General features: G+C 65.7%; 16 protein-coding genes. 6 read left to right on the forward strand and 10 right to left on the reverse strand.

The window, feature by feature from the left end; all coding sequences use genetic code 11:
- Positions 1-24: 24 nt before the first annotated feature.
- On the forward strand, positions 25-423 hold the full coding sequence (locus I6F09_RS28290; protein WP_036014293.1) for an META domain-containing protein: 399 nt from the start codon (positions 25-27) through the stop codon (positions 421-423).
- A 90-nt stretch (positions 424-513) separates the two neighbouring features.
- On the opposite strand, the gene I6F09_RS28295 is transcribed toward I6F09_RS28290, so the two are convergent.
- The 3 genes from I6F09_RS28295 to I6F09_RS28305 all read right to left on the reverse strand — a co-directional run bounded on the left by I6F09_RS28295 (position 514) and on the right by I6F09_RS28305 (position 3,963).
- Entirely contained in the window at positions 514-1,719 is a 1,206-nt protein-coding gene (locus tag I6F09_RS28295) for a hypothetical protein (protein ID WP_109145354.1), read from the reverse strand.
- Positions 1,720-1,916: 197 nt separating this feature from the next.
- Entirely contained in the window at positions 1,917-3,548 is a 1,632-nt protein-coding gene (groL, locus tag I6F09_RS28300; protein WP_036014289.1) for a chaperonin GroEL, read from the reverse strand.
- Between the two features lie 118 nt (positions 3,549-3,666).
- On the reverse strand, positions 3,667-3,963 hold the full coding sequence (locus I6F09_RS28305; protein WP_008544107.1) for a co-chaperone GroES: 297 nt from the start codon (positions 3,961-3,963) through the stop codon (positions 3,667-3,669).
- Positions 3,964-4,276: 313 nt separating this feature from the next.
- Between I6F09_RS28305 and I6F09_RS28310 the strand changes: the two genes are divergently transcribed.
- Positions 4,277-4,798 (forward strand): hypothetical protein, encoded by a 522-nt coding sequence (locus I6F09_RS28310; RefSeq protein ID WP_036014287.1) that lies wholly within the window; start codon positions 4,277-4,279, stop codon positions 4,796-4,798.
- 234 nt (positions 4,799-5,032) lie between these two features.
- On the opposite strand, the gene I6F09_RS28315 is transcribed toward I6F09_RS28310, so the two are convergent.
- A complete protein-coding gene (locus tag I6F09_RS28315) occupies positions 5,033-5,818 on the reverse strand; it encodes a protein phosphatase CheZ (RefSeq protein ID WP_036014285.1) in 786 nt (261 codons plus the stop codon).
- Between the two features lie 316 nt (positions 5,819-6,134).
- Between I6F09_RS28315 and I6F09_RS28320 the strand changes: the two genes are divergently transcribed.
- Complete coding sequence (locus tag I6F09_RS28320; protein ID WP_225189562.1) at positions 6,135-6,965, forward strand: L,D-transpeptidase; 831 nt, start codon at positions 6,135-6,137, stop codon at positions 6,963-6,965.
- 34 nt (positions 6,966-6,999) lie between these two features.
- The gene (locus I6F09_RS28325; protein ID WP_146207773.1) at positions 7,000-7,197 is read left to right on the forward strand and encodes a hypothetical protein; all 198 of its coding nucleotides are present in this window, start codon (positions 7,000-7,002) and stop codon (positions 7,195-7,197) included.
- A gap of 417 nt (positions 7,198-7,614) precedes the next feature.
- Here the strand turns inward: I6F09_RS28325 and I6F09_RS28330 are convergent, their stop codons facing one another.
- From I6F09_RS28330 to I6F09_RS28355, 6 genes are all read right to left on the reverse strand, one after another.
- Positions 7,615-8,430 carry a DUF2076 domain-containing protein gene (locus tag I6F09_RS28330; protein ID WP_036014279.1) on the reverse strand — a complete coding sequence of 272 codons (816 nt, stop codon included), beginning with the start codon at positions 8,428-8,430 and terminating at the stop codon, positions 7,615-7,617.
- Positions 8,431-8,554: 124 nt separating this feature from the next.
- Positions 8,555-9,400 carry a ChbG/HpnK family deacetylase gene (locus I6F09_RS28335; protein ID WP_225189563.1) on the reverse strand — a complete coding sequence of 282 codons (846 nt, stop codon included), beginning with the start codon at positions 9,398-9,400 and terminating at the stop codon, positions 8,555-8,557.
- Positions 9,397-10,434, reverse strand: a complete 1,038-nt coding sequence (locus I6F09_RS28340; RefSeq protein WP_057027634.1) for a glycosyltransferase family 2 protein — start codon at positions 10,432-10,434, stop codon at positions 9,397-9,399. Before I6F09_RS28340 ends, I6F09_RS28335 begins: the two co-directional genes overlap by 4 nt.
- A gap of 86 nt (positions 10,435-10,520) precedes the next feature.
- Complete coding sequence (gene hisG, locus I6F09_RS28345; RefSeq protein ID WP_036014272.1) at positions 10,521-11,498, reverse strand: ATP phosphoribosyltransferase; 978 nt, start codon at positions 11,496-11,498, stop codon at positions 10,521-10,523.
- A 4-nt stretch (positions 11,499-11,502) separates the two neighbouring features.
- On the reverse strand, positions 11,503-12,654 hold the full coding sequence (locus I6F09_RS28350) for an ATP phosphoribosyltransferase regulatory subunit (RefSeq protein WP_109145350.1): 1,152 nt from the start codon (positions 12,652-12,654) through the stop codon (positions 11,503-11,505).
- Positions 12,655-12,891: 237 nt separating this feature from the next.
- The gene (locus tag I6F09_RS28355; RefSeq protein WP_225189564.1) at positions 12,892-13,647 is read right to left on the reverse strand and encodes a 16S rRNA (uracil(1498)-N(3))-methyltransferase; all 756 of its coding nucleotides are present in this window, start codon (positions 13,645-13,647) and stop codon (positions 12,892-12,894) included.
- Between the two features lie 208 nt (positions 13,648-13,855).
- On the opposite strand from I6F09_RS28355, the gene I6F09_RS28360 reads away from it, so the two are divergent.
- Together I6F09_RS28360 and ubiA are read left to right on the forward strand one after the other, a co-directional pair.
- Positions 13,856-14,518, forward strand: coding sequence for a hypothetical protein (locus I6F09_RS28360; RefSeq protein ID WP_036027070.1), 663 nt, complete (start codon positions 13,856-13,858; stop codon positions 14,516-14,518).
- Between the two features lie 140 nt (positions 14,519-14,658).
- Positions 14,659-15,615, forward strand: a complete 957-nt coding sequence (ubiA, locus tag I6F09_RS28365) for a 4-hydroxybenzoate octaprenyltransferase (protein WP_225189565.1) — start codon at positions 14,659-14,661, stop codon at positions 15,613-15,615.
- The last annotated feature ends 30 nt before the right edge of the window (positions 15,616-15,645 follow it).

Consider the following 15,645-nt stretch of genomic DNA (forward strand, 5'->3'; position numbering starts at 1 on the left):
AAGTCAGGTCGGTCGAGAGGTCTCATGGTTTCGTTCCAGCGATTGGTGTGTGCGGCGGTTGCAATGTTCGCGATGTCCACACTCGCGCGTGCTCAGGAGGGGTTTCCGTTCGGCACCGAGATGACGCTGGAGGCGTTGCCGCAGGCAGGCTCGAAGCGGATTCCCAACATCGAGATCGGCGACAATGGCGAGGTCGTGCTGGAGCTCTGGTGCAAGGGCGGCAAGGGCCAGTTCTCGGTCGCCGGCAACACCGTGATCTTCGTGCCCGGCCAGATCCAGAACCGCAACTGTCCGCCGGCGAGAGCGCAGGCCGACGACGAGCTCGTCGCAGCCCTCGGCAGCGTCGAGACCTGGAAGCGCCAGGGCGACGTGCTGACGCTGATCGGCCCGAAGCCGCTGCGCTTCAGGACGACGGGGAATTAGGCCTCTGTCATTCCCCGCGAAGGCGGGGAATCCAGTACGCCGCAGCCTATCGATTCCATCGCTGCTGTCTCGGAGTACTGGAAGTCAAGCCTACTTCCAGACCGACTTGTCGGCGTCCCAGCGCTGCCCCTTCAGCTCCTTGACGAGCGCCTCGATCGAGCCGTTGTCGTCGGGCAGATCGCCTTCTTCGTCGAGGCTCGCATCGTCGGACAGATTGAGCCTGGCACCGCTGCCCTCGTCGGCCGTCGTGGTCGCCGGGCTGCCGATCCAGAGCATGAGCTTGTCGGTGGTGCCCGGCTTGTCGGGCGAGACCAGGCCTGCGACCTCGATCGTGTCGGTGAGCTCGAGCGCCGGGAAGTCCTGGTTCGGCCGCTTGAACACCAGCTTGAGCCTGCCGGTGGCCGGGTTGAAGTTTTGCGTGACCGGCTTTGCCGCGAGCGTCCTGCTCAGCACGCTCGCCACCGCCGTTGCAAGCTTGCCCTTGTTGATCTTGTCGCCCTCGCGCCAGTCGGCCGCAGGGAAGCGGATGGTGCGGTCCATCTCGGTCATGCCCGCGGTCCAGCCTGCGGCGGTGACGCCCGGCATTGCCTTGAACTTCGCCAGCAGCGCGCCGGCGCGCTCGGGATCGACCGACATGGTGATGGTCTGCTCGCCCGCGCGCAGCGCGTCGCAGCCGACATTGAGGCTCGCCAGCGTCACCTCGACCTCCTGGCCCTTCAGGCTCTTCAGGAAGTCGGTCGCCGCATCCAGCTTGACCTTGACCGCGATCGCTTCCGGCGAGACGTCGGTGAAATCCTTCGGCTGCGGCGTGATGCCGTCGTCGGAGGCCTGACTGTCCAGGAATTCCTTTTCGCTGAGATCGGAATTGTCCGGCGAGGTCACGTCGGTCACCGCCTGGCCGACCGCGATCTGGCCGCGGAATTCGAACATGTCGCCGGACTGCTTGCGCGTCAGCTTGACGCTGACCGGCGACTTCTCACTGATGCTCTGCGTCGTTCCGGTCAGCGTCTGGCCGGCGACCTGGAGGTTGACGACGAAGCGGTCCTTGCGGTCGGAGTTCTTCGCGATGGGGTAGCAGACGTCGAGCACCGCCGCGGTCAGCGTCTTGCCCTGGCGCGTCTCCTTCAGGATCACGTCGGCATTGCCGTCCATCAGCCCGTCCATCGCGGTGAAATAGCGCGTCTCGGTTCCCCCCGGCGCGGTCGCCTTCGGCGACAGCTTCATCTGGGCGGAGGCCTGCGGCGGAACGGCGAGCAGGGCCAGAACGGCCGTGGAGCAAACCAGAAGCGCACGCATCGATGACATCCTCGCGCAACGGCCATGATCCGGAAAGCGTGAAGCGGTCTCTAGGATCATGCCCAAACAATCAGAATCGGCGCGCCACCGTAGTGGGTTTTGGCCGCTGGTTGAATCGGAAAGCAAAACGGGCAGGGTCGGCAAAAAAGAAGGCCGCCCGGAGGCGGCCTTCGCAACTCTGTCACGGAACGGAAGGCTTAGAAGCCGCCCATGCCGCCGCCGGGGGGCATCGCGGGCGGAGCTTCCTTCTTCGGCATCTCGGCGACCATGGCTTCGGTAGTCACCAAGAGGCCGGCCACGGAGGAGGCGTCCTGCAGCGCGGTGCGCACCACCTTGGCGGGATCGATGATGCCCTTCTCGACCATGTCGACATAGTCCTCGTTCTGGGCGTCGAAGCCGAAGGTCTCGGACTTGTTCTCCAGGATCTTGCCGACCACGATCGAGCCTTCCACGCCGGCGTTCTCGGAGATCTGGCGGATCGGGGCTTCCAGCGCCTTCAGCACGATGTTGATGCCGGCCTGGACGTCGTCATTGGCGTTGGTGAGACGGCCGACCGCCTTCTTGGCGCGGAGCAGCGCGACGCCGCCGCCCGGGACGATGCCTTCCTGAACCGCGGCGCGGGTGGCGTTGAGCGCGTCCTCGACGCGGTCCTTCTTCTCCTTGACCTCGATCTCGGTGGCGCCGCCGACGCGGATCACCGCGACGCCGCCGGCGAGCTTGGCGAGGCGCTCCTGGAGCTTCTCGCGGTCGTAGTCCGAGGTGGTCTCCTCGATCTGCGCCTTGATCTGGCCGACGCGGGCCTCGATGTCGGGCTTCTTGCCGGCGCCGTTGACGATCGTGGTGTTCTCCTTGTCGATCACCACCTTCTTGGCGCGGCCGAGCATCTTCACCGTGACGTTCTCGAGCTTGATGCCGAGCTCCTCGGAGATCAGCTGGCCGCCGGTCAGGATCGCGATGTCCTCCAGCATGGCCTTGCGGCGGTCACCGAAGCCCGGCGCCTTGACGGCCGCGACCTTGAGGCCGCCGCGGAGCCGGTTGACGACCAGGGTGGCCAGCGCCTCGCCCTCGACGTCCTCGGCGATGATGACGAGCGGCTTGCCCGACTGCACCACGGCTTCCAGCACCGGCAGCATGGCCTGCAGGCCCGAGAGCTTCTTCTCGTGCAGGAGGATGTAGGCGTCCTCGAGCTCGGCAGTCATCTTCTCGGCATTGGTGACGAAGTAGGGGCTGAGATAGCCGCGGTCGAACTTCATGCCCTCGACGATATCAACCTCGGTCTCGAGCGACTTGTTCTCCTCGACGGTGATGACGCCCTCGTTGCCGACCTTCTGCATCGCCTGGGCGATCATCTTGCCGATGGCGGCATCGCCGTTGGCCGAGATGGTGCCGACCTGGGCGACCTCGGAGGAGGCGGCGACCGGCTTGGCGCGCTTCTCGATGTCCTTGATGACGGCGGCAACCGCGGTGTCGATGCCGCGCTTGAGATCCATCGGGTTCATGCCGGCGGCGACCGCCTTGGCGCCTTCGCGCACGATGGCCTGGGCCAGCACGGTCGCGGTGGTGGTGCCGTCGCCGGCGAGGTCGTTGGTCTTGGAGGCGACCTCACGCACCATCTGGGCGCCCATGTTCTCGAACTTGTCCTCGAGCTCGATCTCCTTGGCGACCGTGACGCCGTCCTTGGTGATGCGGGGGGCGCCGAAGCTCTTCTCGATGACGACGTTGCGGCCCTTCGGGCCGAGCGTCACCTTGACGGCGTTGGCGAGAACGTCGACGCCGCGCAGCATGCGATCGCGCGCGTCTCCGGAAAACTTGACGTCTTTGGCAGCCATGGTCTGCAATCCCTCGTGTTATGTGATGTGTGTTGTCTTGTGCCGTGCGGCGGAACGATGGATGCCCGGATCGCCTGGATCCGGGCATGACATTCAGCGGCTGTTCAGGCGGACGGCCTTAGGCCAGCACGCCCATGATGTCCGACTCCTTCATGATCAGGAGCTCTTCGTTGTCGATCTTGACCTCGGTGCCCGACCACTTGCCGAACAGCACGCGGTCGCCGACCTTGAGGTCGATCGGGATCAGCTTGCCGGTCTCGTCGCGGCCGCCGGGGCCGACGGCGACGATCTCGCCCTGGGACGGCTTTTCCTTGGCCGTGTCCGGAATGATGATGCCGCCCTTGGTCTTTTCCTCGGCGTCGATACGTTTGACCACGACACGGTCATGCAGCGGACGAAATTTGGATTTAGCCATGACGTTTCCCTTTGGAGGCTCGCTTCGGAAGTAGTGGGGTCGGTGGGGCGGCGCTTCCGTCCCCCTCTCGTCGAGGATCGAACGGCGCGCTTAGCAATCGGGCTTTCCGAGTGCTAATAGTGGGTCCGGAAATATGGCTTGGCCGCGATCCTGTCAAGCAAAGGTGGTTAAGCGATTGTTGAGGCGGATATAGGATGGTGGCATTGGAAACTCGCTCGGGGCCTCGCCGTAAAGAACGACGTCATTGCTCCGGCAGCGGTTTTGCGCTTGGCTGCGGGAGGGGTGCGGCCATGGTCTTGTTCGGGGGAATGCCATGATCAGTTCGGCTCACGCGCGCACGGTTGCCAATCTGGCGGCCGCCTCTTGTCTGGCGCTGCTGCTGGGCGCCTGCGGCGGCGGCTTCAACCTGCCGTCCCTCACGTCGTCCCCGCCGCCGCCCGAAGCCGAACCTGGCGTCGCTCCGGAAATGCCCGCCAGCATCCGCGCCGACGAGATCGTCGGCCGCTGGGGCCTCGCCTCGTTCCAGAACCCGGCCGATCGCGCCCGCACCGAGAAGATGGCGCGTGAGCAATGCAGGAACCCCTACGTGATCACCGCCGGTTCCTCCGGTGGCGTGATCATGCATCTCGCCGACCAGGCGACGCCGCAGGAGCTGCGGCTGAAGGGCTCGCCGAGCGGCAAGAACTACATCGGGCCGGCCGGCCCGACCCCCGGCGACCAGGACCGCGAAATCGTCTCCTTCGACGGTCGCGTCATGATCACCCGCTTCATCGACAAGGATGCTGGTACGCGCTACGGCAACATGGTCTACGTCCGCTGCGCGCCGAGGGCGTGACGGTCTCTTACCCTCTCCCCTTGTGGGAGAGGGTGGCTCGCCGCGTAGCGGCGAGACGGGTGAGGGGTCTATCTCCTCACGAACGGTCTTGCGAGTGGAGAGAGCCCTCATCCGGCGCTTCGCGCCACCTTCTCCCACAAGGGGAGAAGGGAAGAAGAGTTCACGATCTGCACCGGCCAAAACAAAAAACGCCGGCCCAAGGCCGGCGTTTTGTTATTCCGATGTCGTCGCCGCTCAGTCGAACAGCGCGTCGATGTCGTCCTGCGAGGCGTGGCCGACGTCGCCGGCGAGCTTGGGGCCGTTGAGGAGCTTCTCGTCCTCGCTGCGGTTGTCGACCTGCGCGGGCACATGGGACTTGATCGCGTCGACGCCGCCCCAGATCTCCATCATCGCGTTGATGTGCTGCTCGATGAACTTCATCGTGCCCATGACCTTGCTGATGCGCTGGCCGGTCAGGTCCTGGAAGTTGCAGGCTTCGAAGATCGAGATGACGCGTTCCTGGATGTCGTCGGCAAGGCGCTTCTGCTGATCGATCGAGTCCACCTTCGACATCGCGCTGGCGGCCTGGTCGATCGATTCCGCGGCTTCGAGGATCTGCTGGGTCGCCTGCTCGGTGCCGCCGACCACCGCGCCGAGCTCGCCGTTGACCTTGGCCATCTCGCCGCCGTCGAAGCTCTTGCCGTGCAGCGTCGCGATCTCGCGCTTGGTGCGGTCGATGGCGTCGTGGATGAGGTCGAGCTCGACCTTCAGCTTCTCGCACTGCTCGATCTGCGCCCGGTAGGTATCGAGCATGGTGCGCGCTTCGGCAAGCTCGTGCGCGGTCGAGGCGTCGATCGCCGCCATGGCAGCGCTGCCGGACAGCGGGGCCGCGACGATGCCCTTCGCCATCTGGGCGCGGATCGCGCGCAGTTCGGCCATGATCTCGCTATGCATCGGGAGTGCCTCTTCAGTTACGTCTACAATGGGCATCTCGCCACCGACGATATCTTCGACGCGAAAACGCTTGCGGTGAACAGCCATCAGGATACTCCCCCCACCTCACTCACGCGTCTTTGTAGGCAGAAGCGATTTAACACGAAGTTCACAGCAGGAACTGCTGATCGGCCGCGCGCGACGCGGCGCAAAGAAGCGATTAACCATCACCGCGCGGCGTTCATCGAAAATAAACGCTGATCGCCAAATTGCAGGCGCGCTCGCGACGTGGTGAATCCAAACGCGCTGTCCGTTTACCAAACAAAACGGCTTTTGCTTTTTATTGACCACGTCGAAGAGCGCGGATCAGCCACCGGCTCTCCACGACGCATGTGATCTAGACGAAACAGTACAGAGTACGTCGATGTTCAAGAAAATGTCTGTCGCGCTGCTCGGCAGCGCTTGCACCTTCATGGCCGGCGCGAACGACGCGGGCGCCTTCGACAACAGCGTGCCGAACGATCCGCCCGCGGTGCTGTACCAGCCGCGCGTGCCGCCGGCGCCGGTGCGCATGGCGTCCCATTCCAACATGGGCGGCGGCTTCATCGAATTCCTGTTCGGCGATGGCCCCGGCCGCGGCCCGGCCTACGCGCCGGAGCAGCCGGTGTATCAGCAGCAGCCGGGCTATTACGACCAGCGGCGCCTGCCGCCGATGGGCGAGCCGCAGATGCAAGGTGGGTATCAACAAGGCGGATATCAGCAGGGCGCGTCTCTGCAGCAGGAGGCGGTCGATCCGCGGCAGCGTCCGTTCGATCCGAAATTCGAGAAACAACTCGTTGACTATAGCGGCAAGGAAAGTCCCGGCACGATCGTGGTCGATACGCCGAACAAGTTCCTCTATCTCGTCGAGGGCAACGGCCGGGCATTGCGCTACGGCATCGGCGTCGGCCGTCCCGGCTTCACCTGGTCCGGCGTGAAATCGATCACCGCCAAGCGCGAATGGCCGGACTGGACGCCGCCGGCGGAAATGCTCGCGCGCCGGCCCGATCTGCCCAGGCACATGGAAGGCGGCCCGGAAAATCCGCTCGGTGCCCGTGCGATGTATCTGGGATCGACGCTCTATCGCATCCACGGCTCCAACGAGCCCTGGACCATCGGCACCAACGTCTCCTCCGGCTGCATCCGCATGCGCAACGAGGACGTCATCGATCTCTACGGCCGCGTCAATGTCGGCACCAAGGTCGTGGTGATGTGAAGCGTCATGCGCTCGATGGAGCGATCAAGTCCGGGTGCCGCGTCGGCTCGAAATGCGCGGCGTCGAAGGGACGCTGCCGCCGCCAAACGTCCGCCTGAATAGTCCTACGTCCGCTGACGGTGCCTCGACCCGCGACGAGGGACAGCGGCGCGGCGAGGACGAGCTGATGAAGCCGAATGCGGTGCGCGAGCCGAGCGGTTCAGCCGCCGCACCGACAGCTCTGCCTTCCTGAGGCGCTCGTGCAGTCCCTCCAACTCGTACAATTCGGTGATGAGATGGGTCGTGACGTCGCTCAGGGTCGCGATGCGCTGTTGAAGTGAACTCATTCTTAAAACCCCCGACTGTAGCCAAGAGAGGCAGCCACGATGTGTGGCATAAGCAGTGTGTTCTTCCAATTGAACACCCATGTCCAAATTTGGAAATCCGGGAGTCTACGGCGGCGTGTGTCGGAGGACGATTTCGCCCGGCATGGTGAAGTCAGGCGCGCCTCGTGACGTTCTGTACGGTGCTGTCCGACAACGCACGCACTAGTCATATTATATCGAATGGCATCATGGCGTGTGGTGGCAGAGCAGAACTGCGTTGAGCTCTGCTTGAACAGAAATCGGCCGCCCGGAGGCGGCCGTTCCACATCTGTCGGTCGAATGGCCTACGCGTAATCGCTGCCGCCGTCGTCGTCGCCGCCGAAATCGCTGTTGTCGGCCGTGTCGAAGCTGTCGTCGTGATCGTTGCCGTAGTTCTGGTCGTAGTTGTCGCGCTCGTTCGACGCCTGGTCGAAGAAGCCCTGGCGGGATTCCCGGTTCGAGCCGATGTCATCGAGGCCGGCCTCGCGCGCCAGCGAGCCGCCGGACTGATCGCCGCCGCCCCAAGGACTTCCACCAGCGCTGCGGTCGCCGAGCGCGTTGCTGTCGCCAAAACCCTGCTGGTGCGATCCGCCCATCATGCCGCGGATGCTGGAGAGCAGCAGCGAGCCGCCGACGACGCCGGCTGCGGCCGCCGCCGCCGTGCCGAGGAACGAGCCGCCGCCACCGCCGATCGGCGGAGCGCCCTGACCCGGACCTTGGCCGTAAGCCTGTCCGTAAGGCGGCGCGCCGTAACCCGGCTGGCCTTGCGGCATCGCCTGTCCGGTATTCCAAGCCGGACGCTGCTCACGCTGCGGCACATTCGGCACCGAGCCGCGGGACGGGCCGCCGCCAAACAATGTGTCGCGCATGGTGTCGAGGAAGCCGCCAGACTGCGCCTGCTCGGGCGCGTGGGCCGCTTCCAGCTCCTGGATGCGGGCATTGGCGCGCTTCAGCGCTTCGTCCTGGACCAGCGTGGTCTGCACCAGCGCGTAGATGGCGCCGGGCGCCTTGCGCAGCCCGTCGGAGATCGCGGCGATCGCATCGGGATCGCGCTGTGCATTCTCCAGCTTAGAAAGCCGGTCAAAAAGGTCGTCGACGAGCTGGCGTTCCTGCGGCGTCATGATCTGTCTCCTTCGCGCCAAACCAAGCGCGAGAGGAGATGTAGGGTTCCATTATGGCCCCAACAGTGCCGGCCGGATTAAATTTCGGTATGCGACAAGCTGCCTCTGGGCCGCTTTTCGCCGTTCACTGCAGTGTCACGTTGCTGTCGGCCAGCAGGCGCGCGAAGGCATCGCCCGCGAGATAGGCGTGCTCGCGCTCGCGCACGTCGGTCATCGGATCGAGGCCGGTAAGGACATCATCGACAAAGCCGGGATGGCACATCACGAGGCCGCCGTCGGGGAGACCTTCCAGGAATTGCCGCATCAGCGCGCCGAAATCGGCGGCGCGCGTGAAATCATAGGCGCCGGCGAAGCCGGGGTTGAAGCTGAGGCCGGCGCTGCCGGCGCGGCGGCGGAATTGCGCGCTGAGGATATCGAGCACCATGGCCTTGGGGGAGGCCAGCCGCTGCCGCAGCGGCAGGTCGCGGCCGCCTTGGCGCACCCAGGCGTTTGGCGCGACTTCGCTGACCGCATCGACAAAACCGTCGCGCACCTGCGGGAAGAGCTGCACATGCTGGTGACCGTCGACGAAGTCGGGGGTGCGTCCGAACGCGTCCATGAAGGCGGCCAGCTGTGCCTTCACCTCGTTGCGGATGAATTCACGGTCGAGCCGGCGCATCAGTCCGGCGCGCAGCAGCTTGGGAAAGGCGAAGAACATGTCGCCGTCCAAGGGGCGGAAATGCATGGTGAGCGGCCGGAACGGCGCCGACAGCGTCACATGCAGCCCGATCGCGCAGCGCGGGCTTTGCTTTGCCGAAGCCTGCAGCGCCTCGACGTCGCCGCGCGCGATCGCGGGCCCCACCATCATCACCGAGGTCGCATTGAGGCGGCCGCGTTCGATCAGGTCGCGGATGGCGCGGTTGACGCCCGGGCTGATGCCGTAATCGTCGGCGCAGAGCCAGATCCGCCGCGGGCTCGCGGCCACGCTCATTCGGCTGCCGTCCTGCTCGCGGCATCATCAGCTTCGGAATGCTTCTCGCTGTGCTCGGCGACGAAGTAGATCGGGCGCGCCTTCAGCTCGGAGAGGATCTTGCCGATATATTCGCCGACGATGCCGATCATGATGAGCTGCACGCCGCCGATCGTCATCAGTCCGATCACGAGCGAGGGATAGCCGGGCACCTGCTTGCCGGTCGTGAACACTTCCCAGAGGATCGAAAGGCCGAACAGGAAGGCGCCTCCTGCGAGAATGACGCCGAGCAGGCTGGCGAAGCGCAAGGGCGCCACTGAAAAGGACGTCAGGCCCTCGATCGACAGGCCAAGCAGGCTCGCGGCGTTGAAGGTGGTGACGCCATGGGCACGCGCTGCGGGCTCGTAGTCGACGCGGATCTGGCGGAAACCGATCCAGCTGGCGAGGCCCTTGAAGAAGCGGTTGCGTTCCGGCAGCTGCCTCAGCGCCGCGACCGCGCGCGGCGACAGCAGGCGGAAATCGCCGGCGTCCTCCGGAATCTTCTGACGGGCGCCCCAATTGATCAGCGCGTAGAAGCCGTGCACCGCGACCCGGCGCAGGAAGGACTCGTTGTCGCGATGCGCCTTGGCGGTATAGACGACGTCATAGCCGTCATCGATCCAGTGCCGCACCAGCTGTTCGACCAGCGCCGGCGGATGCTGGCCGTCGCCGTCCATGAACATCACCGCGCCGAGGCGGGCATGGTCCAGGCCCGCCATCAGCGCGGCCTCCTTGCCGAAATTGCGCGACAGCGACACCACCTGAACGTCGATGGCGTCGGCCGGCAATGACCGCGCGATCGCCAGCGTCGCATCCTTGCTGCCGTCGTCGACATAGACGACTTCGCAGGACAGGCGATAGCGCTGCCGCAGGGTCTTGGCGAGCTCGCAGATGCGCTGATGCAGGCCGGCAAGGCCAGCTGCCTCGTTGTAGACGGGGACGACGATCGACAGCCCCTTCGCGGCTGCGCTGGCTGCGGTGGTCGTCATGCCGGATACGTCAGAGCCCAGCGTCATCGATCAAGGTTCCAGAGGTGTTTAGGTCTTCTCAACCGCATATGGTAGCTGCCGTTTGCTGTCGCAAAGCTGAACAAACCTTGGGCTCACCGCCGCAGGAACGCCTCCAGCCTGGCGAACAGCGGGTTCTCGCGGTCGAACACGTAGTCGAGCGACACCACCGAGACGGTCTCGGCGCCATGCTCGCGCAGGAAGCTCGCCAGCGCGTAGAGCTGCCCCGGTGGGCAGTGCAGGGTCAGCATGCCTGACGAGGTCGGACCGCCGAACGGGGCCTCCACGCCGAACCGGCTGTGGGCTTCCCCGAGCAGGGCGGCATCGCATTGCCGGAAGCGGGTGCGGACTTCGCGGTACTTGTTGGCCCGCGCCCGCGCTGCGATGTGATCGAGGATGACACGCGCCGTCTCGCGCGCCTGCGGCGACCAGTCGGCCTCCTTGGCGGCCACCAGATTGGCCTGGCTGCGCAGGATCACGCCGTCGTCGAGCACCCGCAGACCGTTGGCCGCAAGCGTCGCGCCGGTCGTGGTGATGTCGACGATCAGCTCGGCGCTGCCGGCCGCCGGCGCCCCTTCGGTGGCGCCCGCGCTCTCGACGATGCGGTAATCGCTGATGCCGTGAGCCTGGAAGAAGCCGCGGGTGAGGTTGACGAACTTGGTCGCGACCCGCATCCGCATGTGATGCTGCTCGCGGAAGCCGGTGGTGACGTCGTCAAGGTCGGCCATGGTGCGGACGTCGATCCAGGCCTGCGGCACCGCGACGACGACGTCGGCATAGCCGAAGCCGAGCCCGTCGATCAGCGACACGCGCTTGTCGGCATCGGCGATGTTCTCGCGCACCAGGTCTTCGCCGGTGACGCCGAGATGCGCGAAGCCGCGCGACAATTGCGCGGCGATCTCGCTCGCCGAGAGATAGGCGACCTCGACATTGTCGAGGCCTGCGATGGTGCCGCGGTAGTCGCGGGCGCCGCCGGCCTTCGACAGTTTGAGGCCGGCACGGGCAAAGAAGGCCTCAGTGTTCTCCTGCAGGCGGCCCTTGGAGGGAACGGCCAGAACGAATGGCGCGCTCATGATTTTACGCTCCCACCTTGCGGCCGATCCGGTTCAGCGCCTCCACCCAGACCGAGAAGCCGACCGCCGGAATCGGCTCAGCTGATCCGAGCTGGGTCATCAGCCCGTCGTAGCGGCCGCCGGCGACCAGCGGCTCGGTGCCGTTGCCGCTGTGATGCAGCTCGAACTCGAAGCCGGTGTAATAATCGAGCCCGCGCCCGAACGCGGTCGAGAAACGAATCTGCCTCACGTTGATGCCGCGCGCGGCCATGAAGCCGACCCGGCTCTCGAACTGATCGATCGCAGATGCGAGATCGAGCTTCGCGTCTGTCGTGAGTGCGCGCAGCTCGGCGATGGCGTCGTCTGGATTGCCCGATATCGACAGGAAGCGCTTGAGCACGGCAATGGCCTCGCGCGGCAGCGCGCCGCCCTTCAGCGTCGATTGCTCGAGGAAGCGGTCGGCGATCTCGGCCGTGGTGCGGCCGCCGACGTTGGTGGTACCGGCGATCGACATCAGATCGGTGACGAAGGCGAGCGCCGCCTTGCGGTCGGAGCCGGCAAGGGCCGCCAGCACGCCCTCATACTCGCTGCGCGTCGCGGTGGTCGCGGCCGCCAGCCGCTCCAGATCCTGCTCCAGGCTGATCTTGCGGTTGAAATCCTTGACCAGACGGCGGCGCCAGACCGGATAGAGGTTGAGGGCGTCGAGCAGCGCATTGAACAAGGCGACATCGCCGGTGCGGATCTCGACGTCGCGGACGCCGAAGGCGGCCGTCGCCTCCAGCCCCAGCGCCAGCATCTCGGCATCGGCCGCGGCGCGATCCTGACGGGCGAACGATTCGATGCCGGCCTGGAGGAATTCACGGGCCTGGCCGCTACGGTAGCGGAACACCGGACCGAGATAGCTGAACCCCGCCGGCTGGCCGGCGCGCCCCGAGGCCAGATAGTCGCGCGCGACAGGAATGGTCAGGTCCGGGCGCAGGCAGAGCTCCTCGCCGGAGAGGTCGGTGGTCAGGTAGAGGCTCTTGCGGATGTCCTCGCCGGACAGGTCCAGGAACGGCTCGGCTGGCTGCAGGATGGCGGGCTCGGCCCTGACATAGCCGGCCTGCGCGAACGACAAGAGCAGCGTATCCGCCCAGGCGGCGGAGCCGGCAGCATTTGAGGTGGCAGTCGCGGTCATCTCACGGGTCCATCGTCCCGGCGGAACCGGGCAGGCAAGGGGAGGCGAATTGGCGCAGCCCTTAGCATGGCCCGACAGCGGTTTCGACCTCCAAAGGATCAATCGCTTAACGGGTGGGCAATTCGTCATGGCCGGGCTTGTCCCGGCCGTCCACGCCTTGCCCACCGGCGCAAAGGACGTGGATGCCCGGGACAAGCCCGGGCATGACGACGCCATGCGTTTGCACCGCTGACGAAGCTAGCTGGCCTTGCCGCCCCAATCCCCCAGCACCGCTTGCACCAGCGCCAGGGCGGCGACGGCGGCGGTGTCCGCCCGCATGATGCGGGGGCCGAGCGCCAGCCGCAGGATTTTGGGCTGGCGCAGCAACAGCGCCCGCTCCTCCTCGGCAAAACCGCCCTCGGGGCCGATCAGCACGTCGATACCGCGTCCGACCTCGCGCGCGCCTTGCAGGCTCTGAACGGGATTCTGGACCTCCGCCGCCTCGTCGCAGAAGATCAGCAGGCGGTCGGCGGGCCGCTGGCTCAGGAAGCGCTCCAGCGGCACCAGCTCGGCCACGCTGGCGATGCTGAGGATGCCGCATTGCTCGGCCGCCTCGACCACATTGGCGCGCATCCGCTCGGTGTTCACCCGGGACGCCTGGGTGAACCGGGTCAGCACCGGCTGCAGGGCGGCGGCGCCCATCTCGATGGCCTTCTGCACCATGTAGTCCAGCCGGGCATGTTTGAGCGGGGCAAAGACGTAAGTGAGGTCGGCGAGATGGTCCTGGGGCCGGGTCTGCTGCAGGATCACGAGGCCGTCCGGCCGCTTGCGGCCCTCGATGGCGGCCTGCCACTCGCCATCCCTGCCGTTGAAGGCCAGGACCTCGGCCCCGGCCGCCAGCCGCAGCACATTGCCGAGATAGTTGCTCTGGTCGCGGTCGAGCGGCACCCTGGCGTCCTGGGCCAGGGTGGCATCGACGAACAGGCGGGGCGCGCGAAAATCGTGGGAAGGCATCGCTTGGGATCCGATTACCGGCCGTTCTTAACCGAAAGGCGCCATTTCGGGGGTAAATATTGCCGAACTGGTGCGTCCCAGCGCCGCGCTCTCGCCCTATTCCACGGGTTGTTAAGCGCCGGCGGGAATCGTAAAAACGCGAACATGCTGGTCGCGCTTCAATTGGGAAGCCCTGAACCCGTAAGCTCCTGCCGGAGAGACTGTCTTGATGATCCGCCATTTGATGGTTCCGATCACTGCCGCCATGGTGGTCATGGGTGCTGCGGGCGCGTCTGCGCAAAGCGCGTTCCCGGCGCCGCTGCCCAACCAGCCTGCCGCCAATTCCCCATTTCCTCCGGTTAACGGTTCGGCACCCGCTGCTTCGCTCGGTGCGGCGCCGCAATCGTCCTTTCCCGTGAACGGTGCTGCCCCGATCGGTGGCGCCGGCGCCTTCAGCGCGGCTCCCCCGACGCAGGCCGGTCCCGGCGAGGACTGCATGAAGGCATTCATTCCGCTGCGCGAGGAAGCCGAGAAGCGCGGCAAGCTGATCAAGGCCGCGAGCGATCGTCGCGCGCAACCGGACGAGGCCTGCAAGCTGATCCGCAATTTCAGCCAGGCTGAAGTCAAGATGATCAAGTACATCGAGACCAATGCCGCCAAATGCGGAATCCCGCCCCAGATCGGTGCGCAGCTGAAGGAAGGTCACAAGAACACCGAGGCCATGGCGACGAAGGTCTGCAACGTCGCGCAACAGATGCAGAACCAGCCGCGCGGTCCGGCCGGTCCGTCGCTGAGCGAGGTGCTGGGCTCTGGCTCCGCGCCCGAGGCTAACGCCGGCAAGAAGGGCGGCAGCACCTTCGATACGCTCAACGGCAACGTCCTGACCCGATGATACACGTGCCGCCGATTTGAAGTTCCTACGGTGCTTGCCGCGAGATCCTCATAGGAACTTCAAATCGATAAGCGGCGCATGAATTGGTTTTCTTGCTCGTGCCCTTGTAGTTTTCGAAGTCCGTACCGGAATACGCCGCGATGGAATACGAACTTCGAAAACTGGGCACCAGCACATCCGCCCGCGTTGCCGATTCCACCGGCAACTGGGTCGATACGCTCGCGCCGCATTGGGCGCGGCCTTACCTGCGCCTGTCCCGCTTCGATCGCCCGATCGGCTCCTGGCTTCTCCTGATGCCATGCTGGTGGTCGGCGGCGCTGGCCGCCGGCATGGCGCATGACGTTCGCGGCCTGCCGCTCACCATCGTGCTGTTCTTCATCGGCGCTTTCGTCATGCGCGGGGCCGGCTGCACCTGGAACGACATCACCGATCGCGACCTCGACGGCAAGGTCGAGCGCACGCGCTCGCGGCCGCTGCCGTCGGGGCAGGTGACCACCAGGCAGGCGCTGGTCTTCATGGTCGCGCAGGCGCTGGTCGGTCTTGCGGTGCTGCTGCAGTTCAACCGCTTCGCGATTGCAACGGGCATCGCCTCACTCCTGATCGTCGCGATCTATCCCTTCATGAAGCGCATCACCTGGTGGCCGCAGATCGTGCTCGGGCTCGCCTTCTCCTGGGGCGCGTTGATGGGGTTTGCCGTCACCTTCGGCCGCATCGACGCCACCGCGCTCGTGCTCTATGCCGGCGCGATCTCCTGGGTGATCGGCTATGACACCATCTACGCGCATCAGGACACTGAGGACGACGCGTTGATCGGCATCAAGTCGACCGCGCGCCTGTTCGGCGCGCATACGCGCCAGGCGCTGGTCCTGTTCTACGGGCTCGCGGTGATGCTGATCGGCGTCGCGCTGGCATCCGGCGATGCGCGCTGGCCGGCCTGGCTTGGGCTTGCCGCCTTCGCCGCGCATCTGGTGTGGCAGATCGTGCGGCTGCGCATCAACGATCCCGAGCTGTGCCTGCGCCTGTTCAAGTCGAACCGCGATGCCGGCTTGCTGTTGTTTGCGGGATTGCTCGCCGACGCGGTGCTGCGGGCGGCGTGACGCGAAATGCGTAGGGTGGATTACGAAGCG

The organism is Bradyrhizobium sp. IC3195 (genome assembly GCF_020193585.1).
Taxonomy (GTDB): Bacteria; Pseudomonadota; Alphaproteobacteria; order Rhizobiales; family Xanthobacteraceae; genus Bradyrhizobium; species Bradyrhizobium yuanmingense.

Bases quoted from the DNA above. Each gene is read 5' to 3' on its own strand.
- I6F09_RS28290 (WP_036014293.1), top strand. From the start codon at position 25: ATGGTTTCGTTCCAGCGATTGGTGTGTGCGGCGGTTGCAATGTTCGCG.
- I6F09_RS28295 (WP_109145354.1), bottom strand. From the start codon at position 1,719: ATGCGTGCGCTTCTGGTTTGCTCCACGGCCGTTCTGGCCCTGCTCGCC.
- groL (WP_036014289.1), bottom strand. From the start codon at position 3,548: ATGGCTGCCAAAGACGTCAAGTTTTCCGGAGACGCGCGCGATCGCATG.
- I6F09_RS28305 (WP_008544107.1), bottom strand. From the start codon at position 3,963: ATGGCTAAATCCAAATTTCGTCCGCTGCATGACCGTGTCGTGGTCAAA.
- I6F09_RS28310 (WP_036014287.1), top strand. From the start codon at position 4,277: ATGATCAGTTCGGCTCACGCGCGCACGGTTGCCAATCTGGCGGCCGCC.
- I6F09_RS28315 (WP_036014285.1), bottom strand. From the start codon at position 5,818: ATGGCTGTTCACCGCAAGCGTTTTCGCGTCGAAGATATCGTCGGTGGC.
- I6F09_RS28320 (WP_225189562.1), top strand. From the start codon at position 6,135: ATGTTCAAGAAAATGTCTGTCGCGCTGCTCGGCAGCGCTTGCACCTTC.
- I6F09_RS28330 (WP_036014279.1), bottom strand. From the start codon at position 8,430: ATGACGCCGCAGGAACGCCAGCTCGTCGACGACCTTTTTGACCGGCTT.
- I6F09_RS28335 (WP_225189563.1), bottom strand. From the start codon at position 9,400: ATGAGCGTGGCCGCGAGCCCGCGGCGGATCTGGCTCTGCGCCGACGAT.
- I6F09_RS28340 (WP_057027634.1), bottom strand. From the start codon at position 10,434: ATGACGCTGGGCTCTGACGTATCCGGCATGACGACCACCGCAGCCAGC.
- hisG (WP_036014272.1), bottom strand. From the start codon at position 11,498: ATGAGCGCGCCATTCGTTCTGGCCGTTCCCTCCAAGGGCCGCCTGCAG.
- I6F09_RS28350 (WP_109145350.1), bottom strand. From the start codon at position 12,654: ATGACCGCGACTGCCACCTCAAATGCTGCCGGCTCCGCCGCCTGGGCG.
- I6F09_RS28355 (WP_225189564.1), bottom strand. From the start codon at position 13,647: ATGCCTTCCCACGATTTTCGCGCGCCCCGCCTGTTCGTCGATGCCACC.
- I6F09_RS28360 (WP_036027070.1), top strand. From the start codon at position 13,856: ATGATCCGCCATTTGATGGTTCCGATCACTGCCGCCATGGTGGTCATG.
- ubiA (WP_225189565.1), top strand. From the start codon at position 14,659: ATGGAATACGAACTTCGAAAACTGGGCACCAGCACATCCGCCCGCGTT.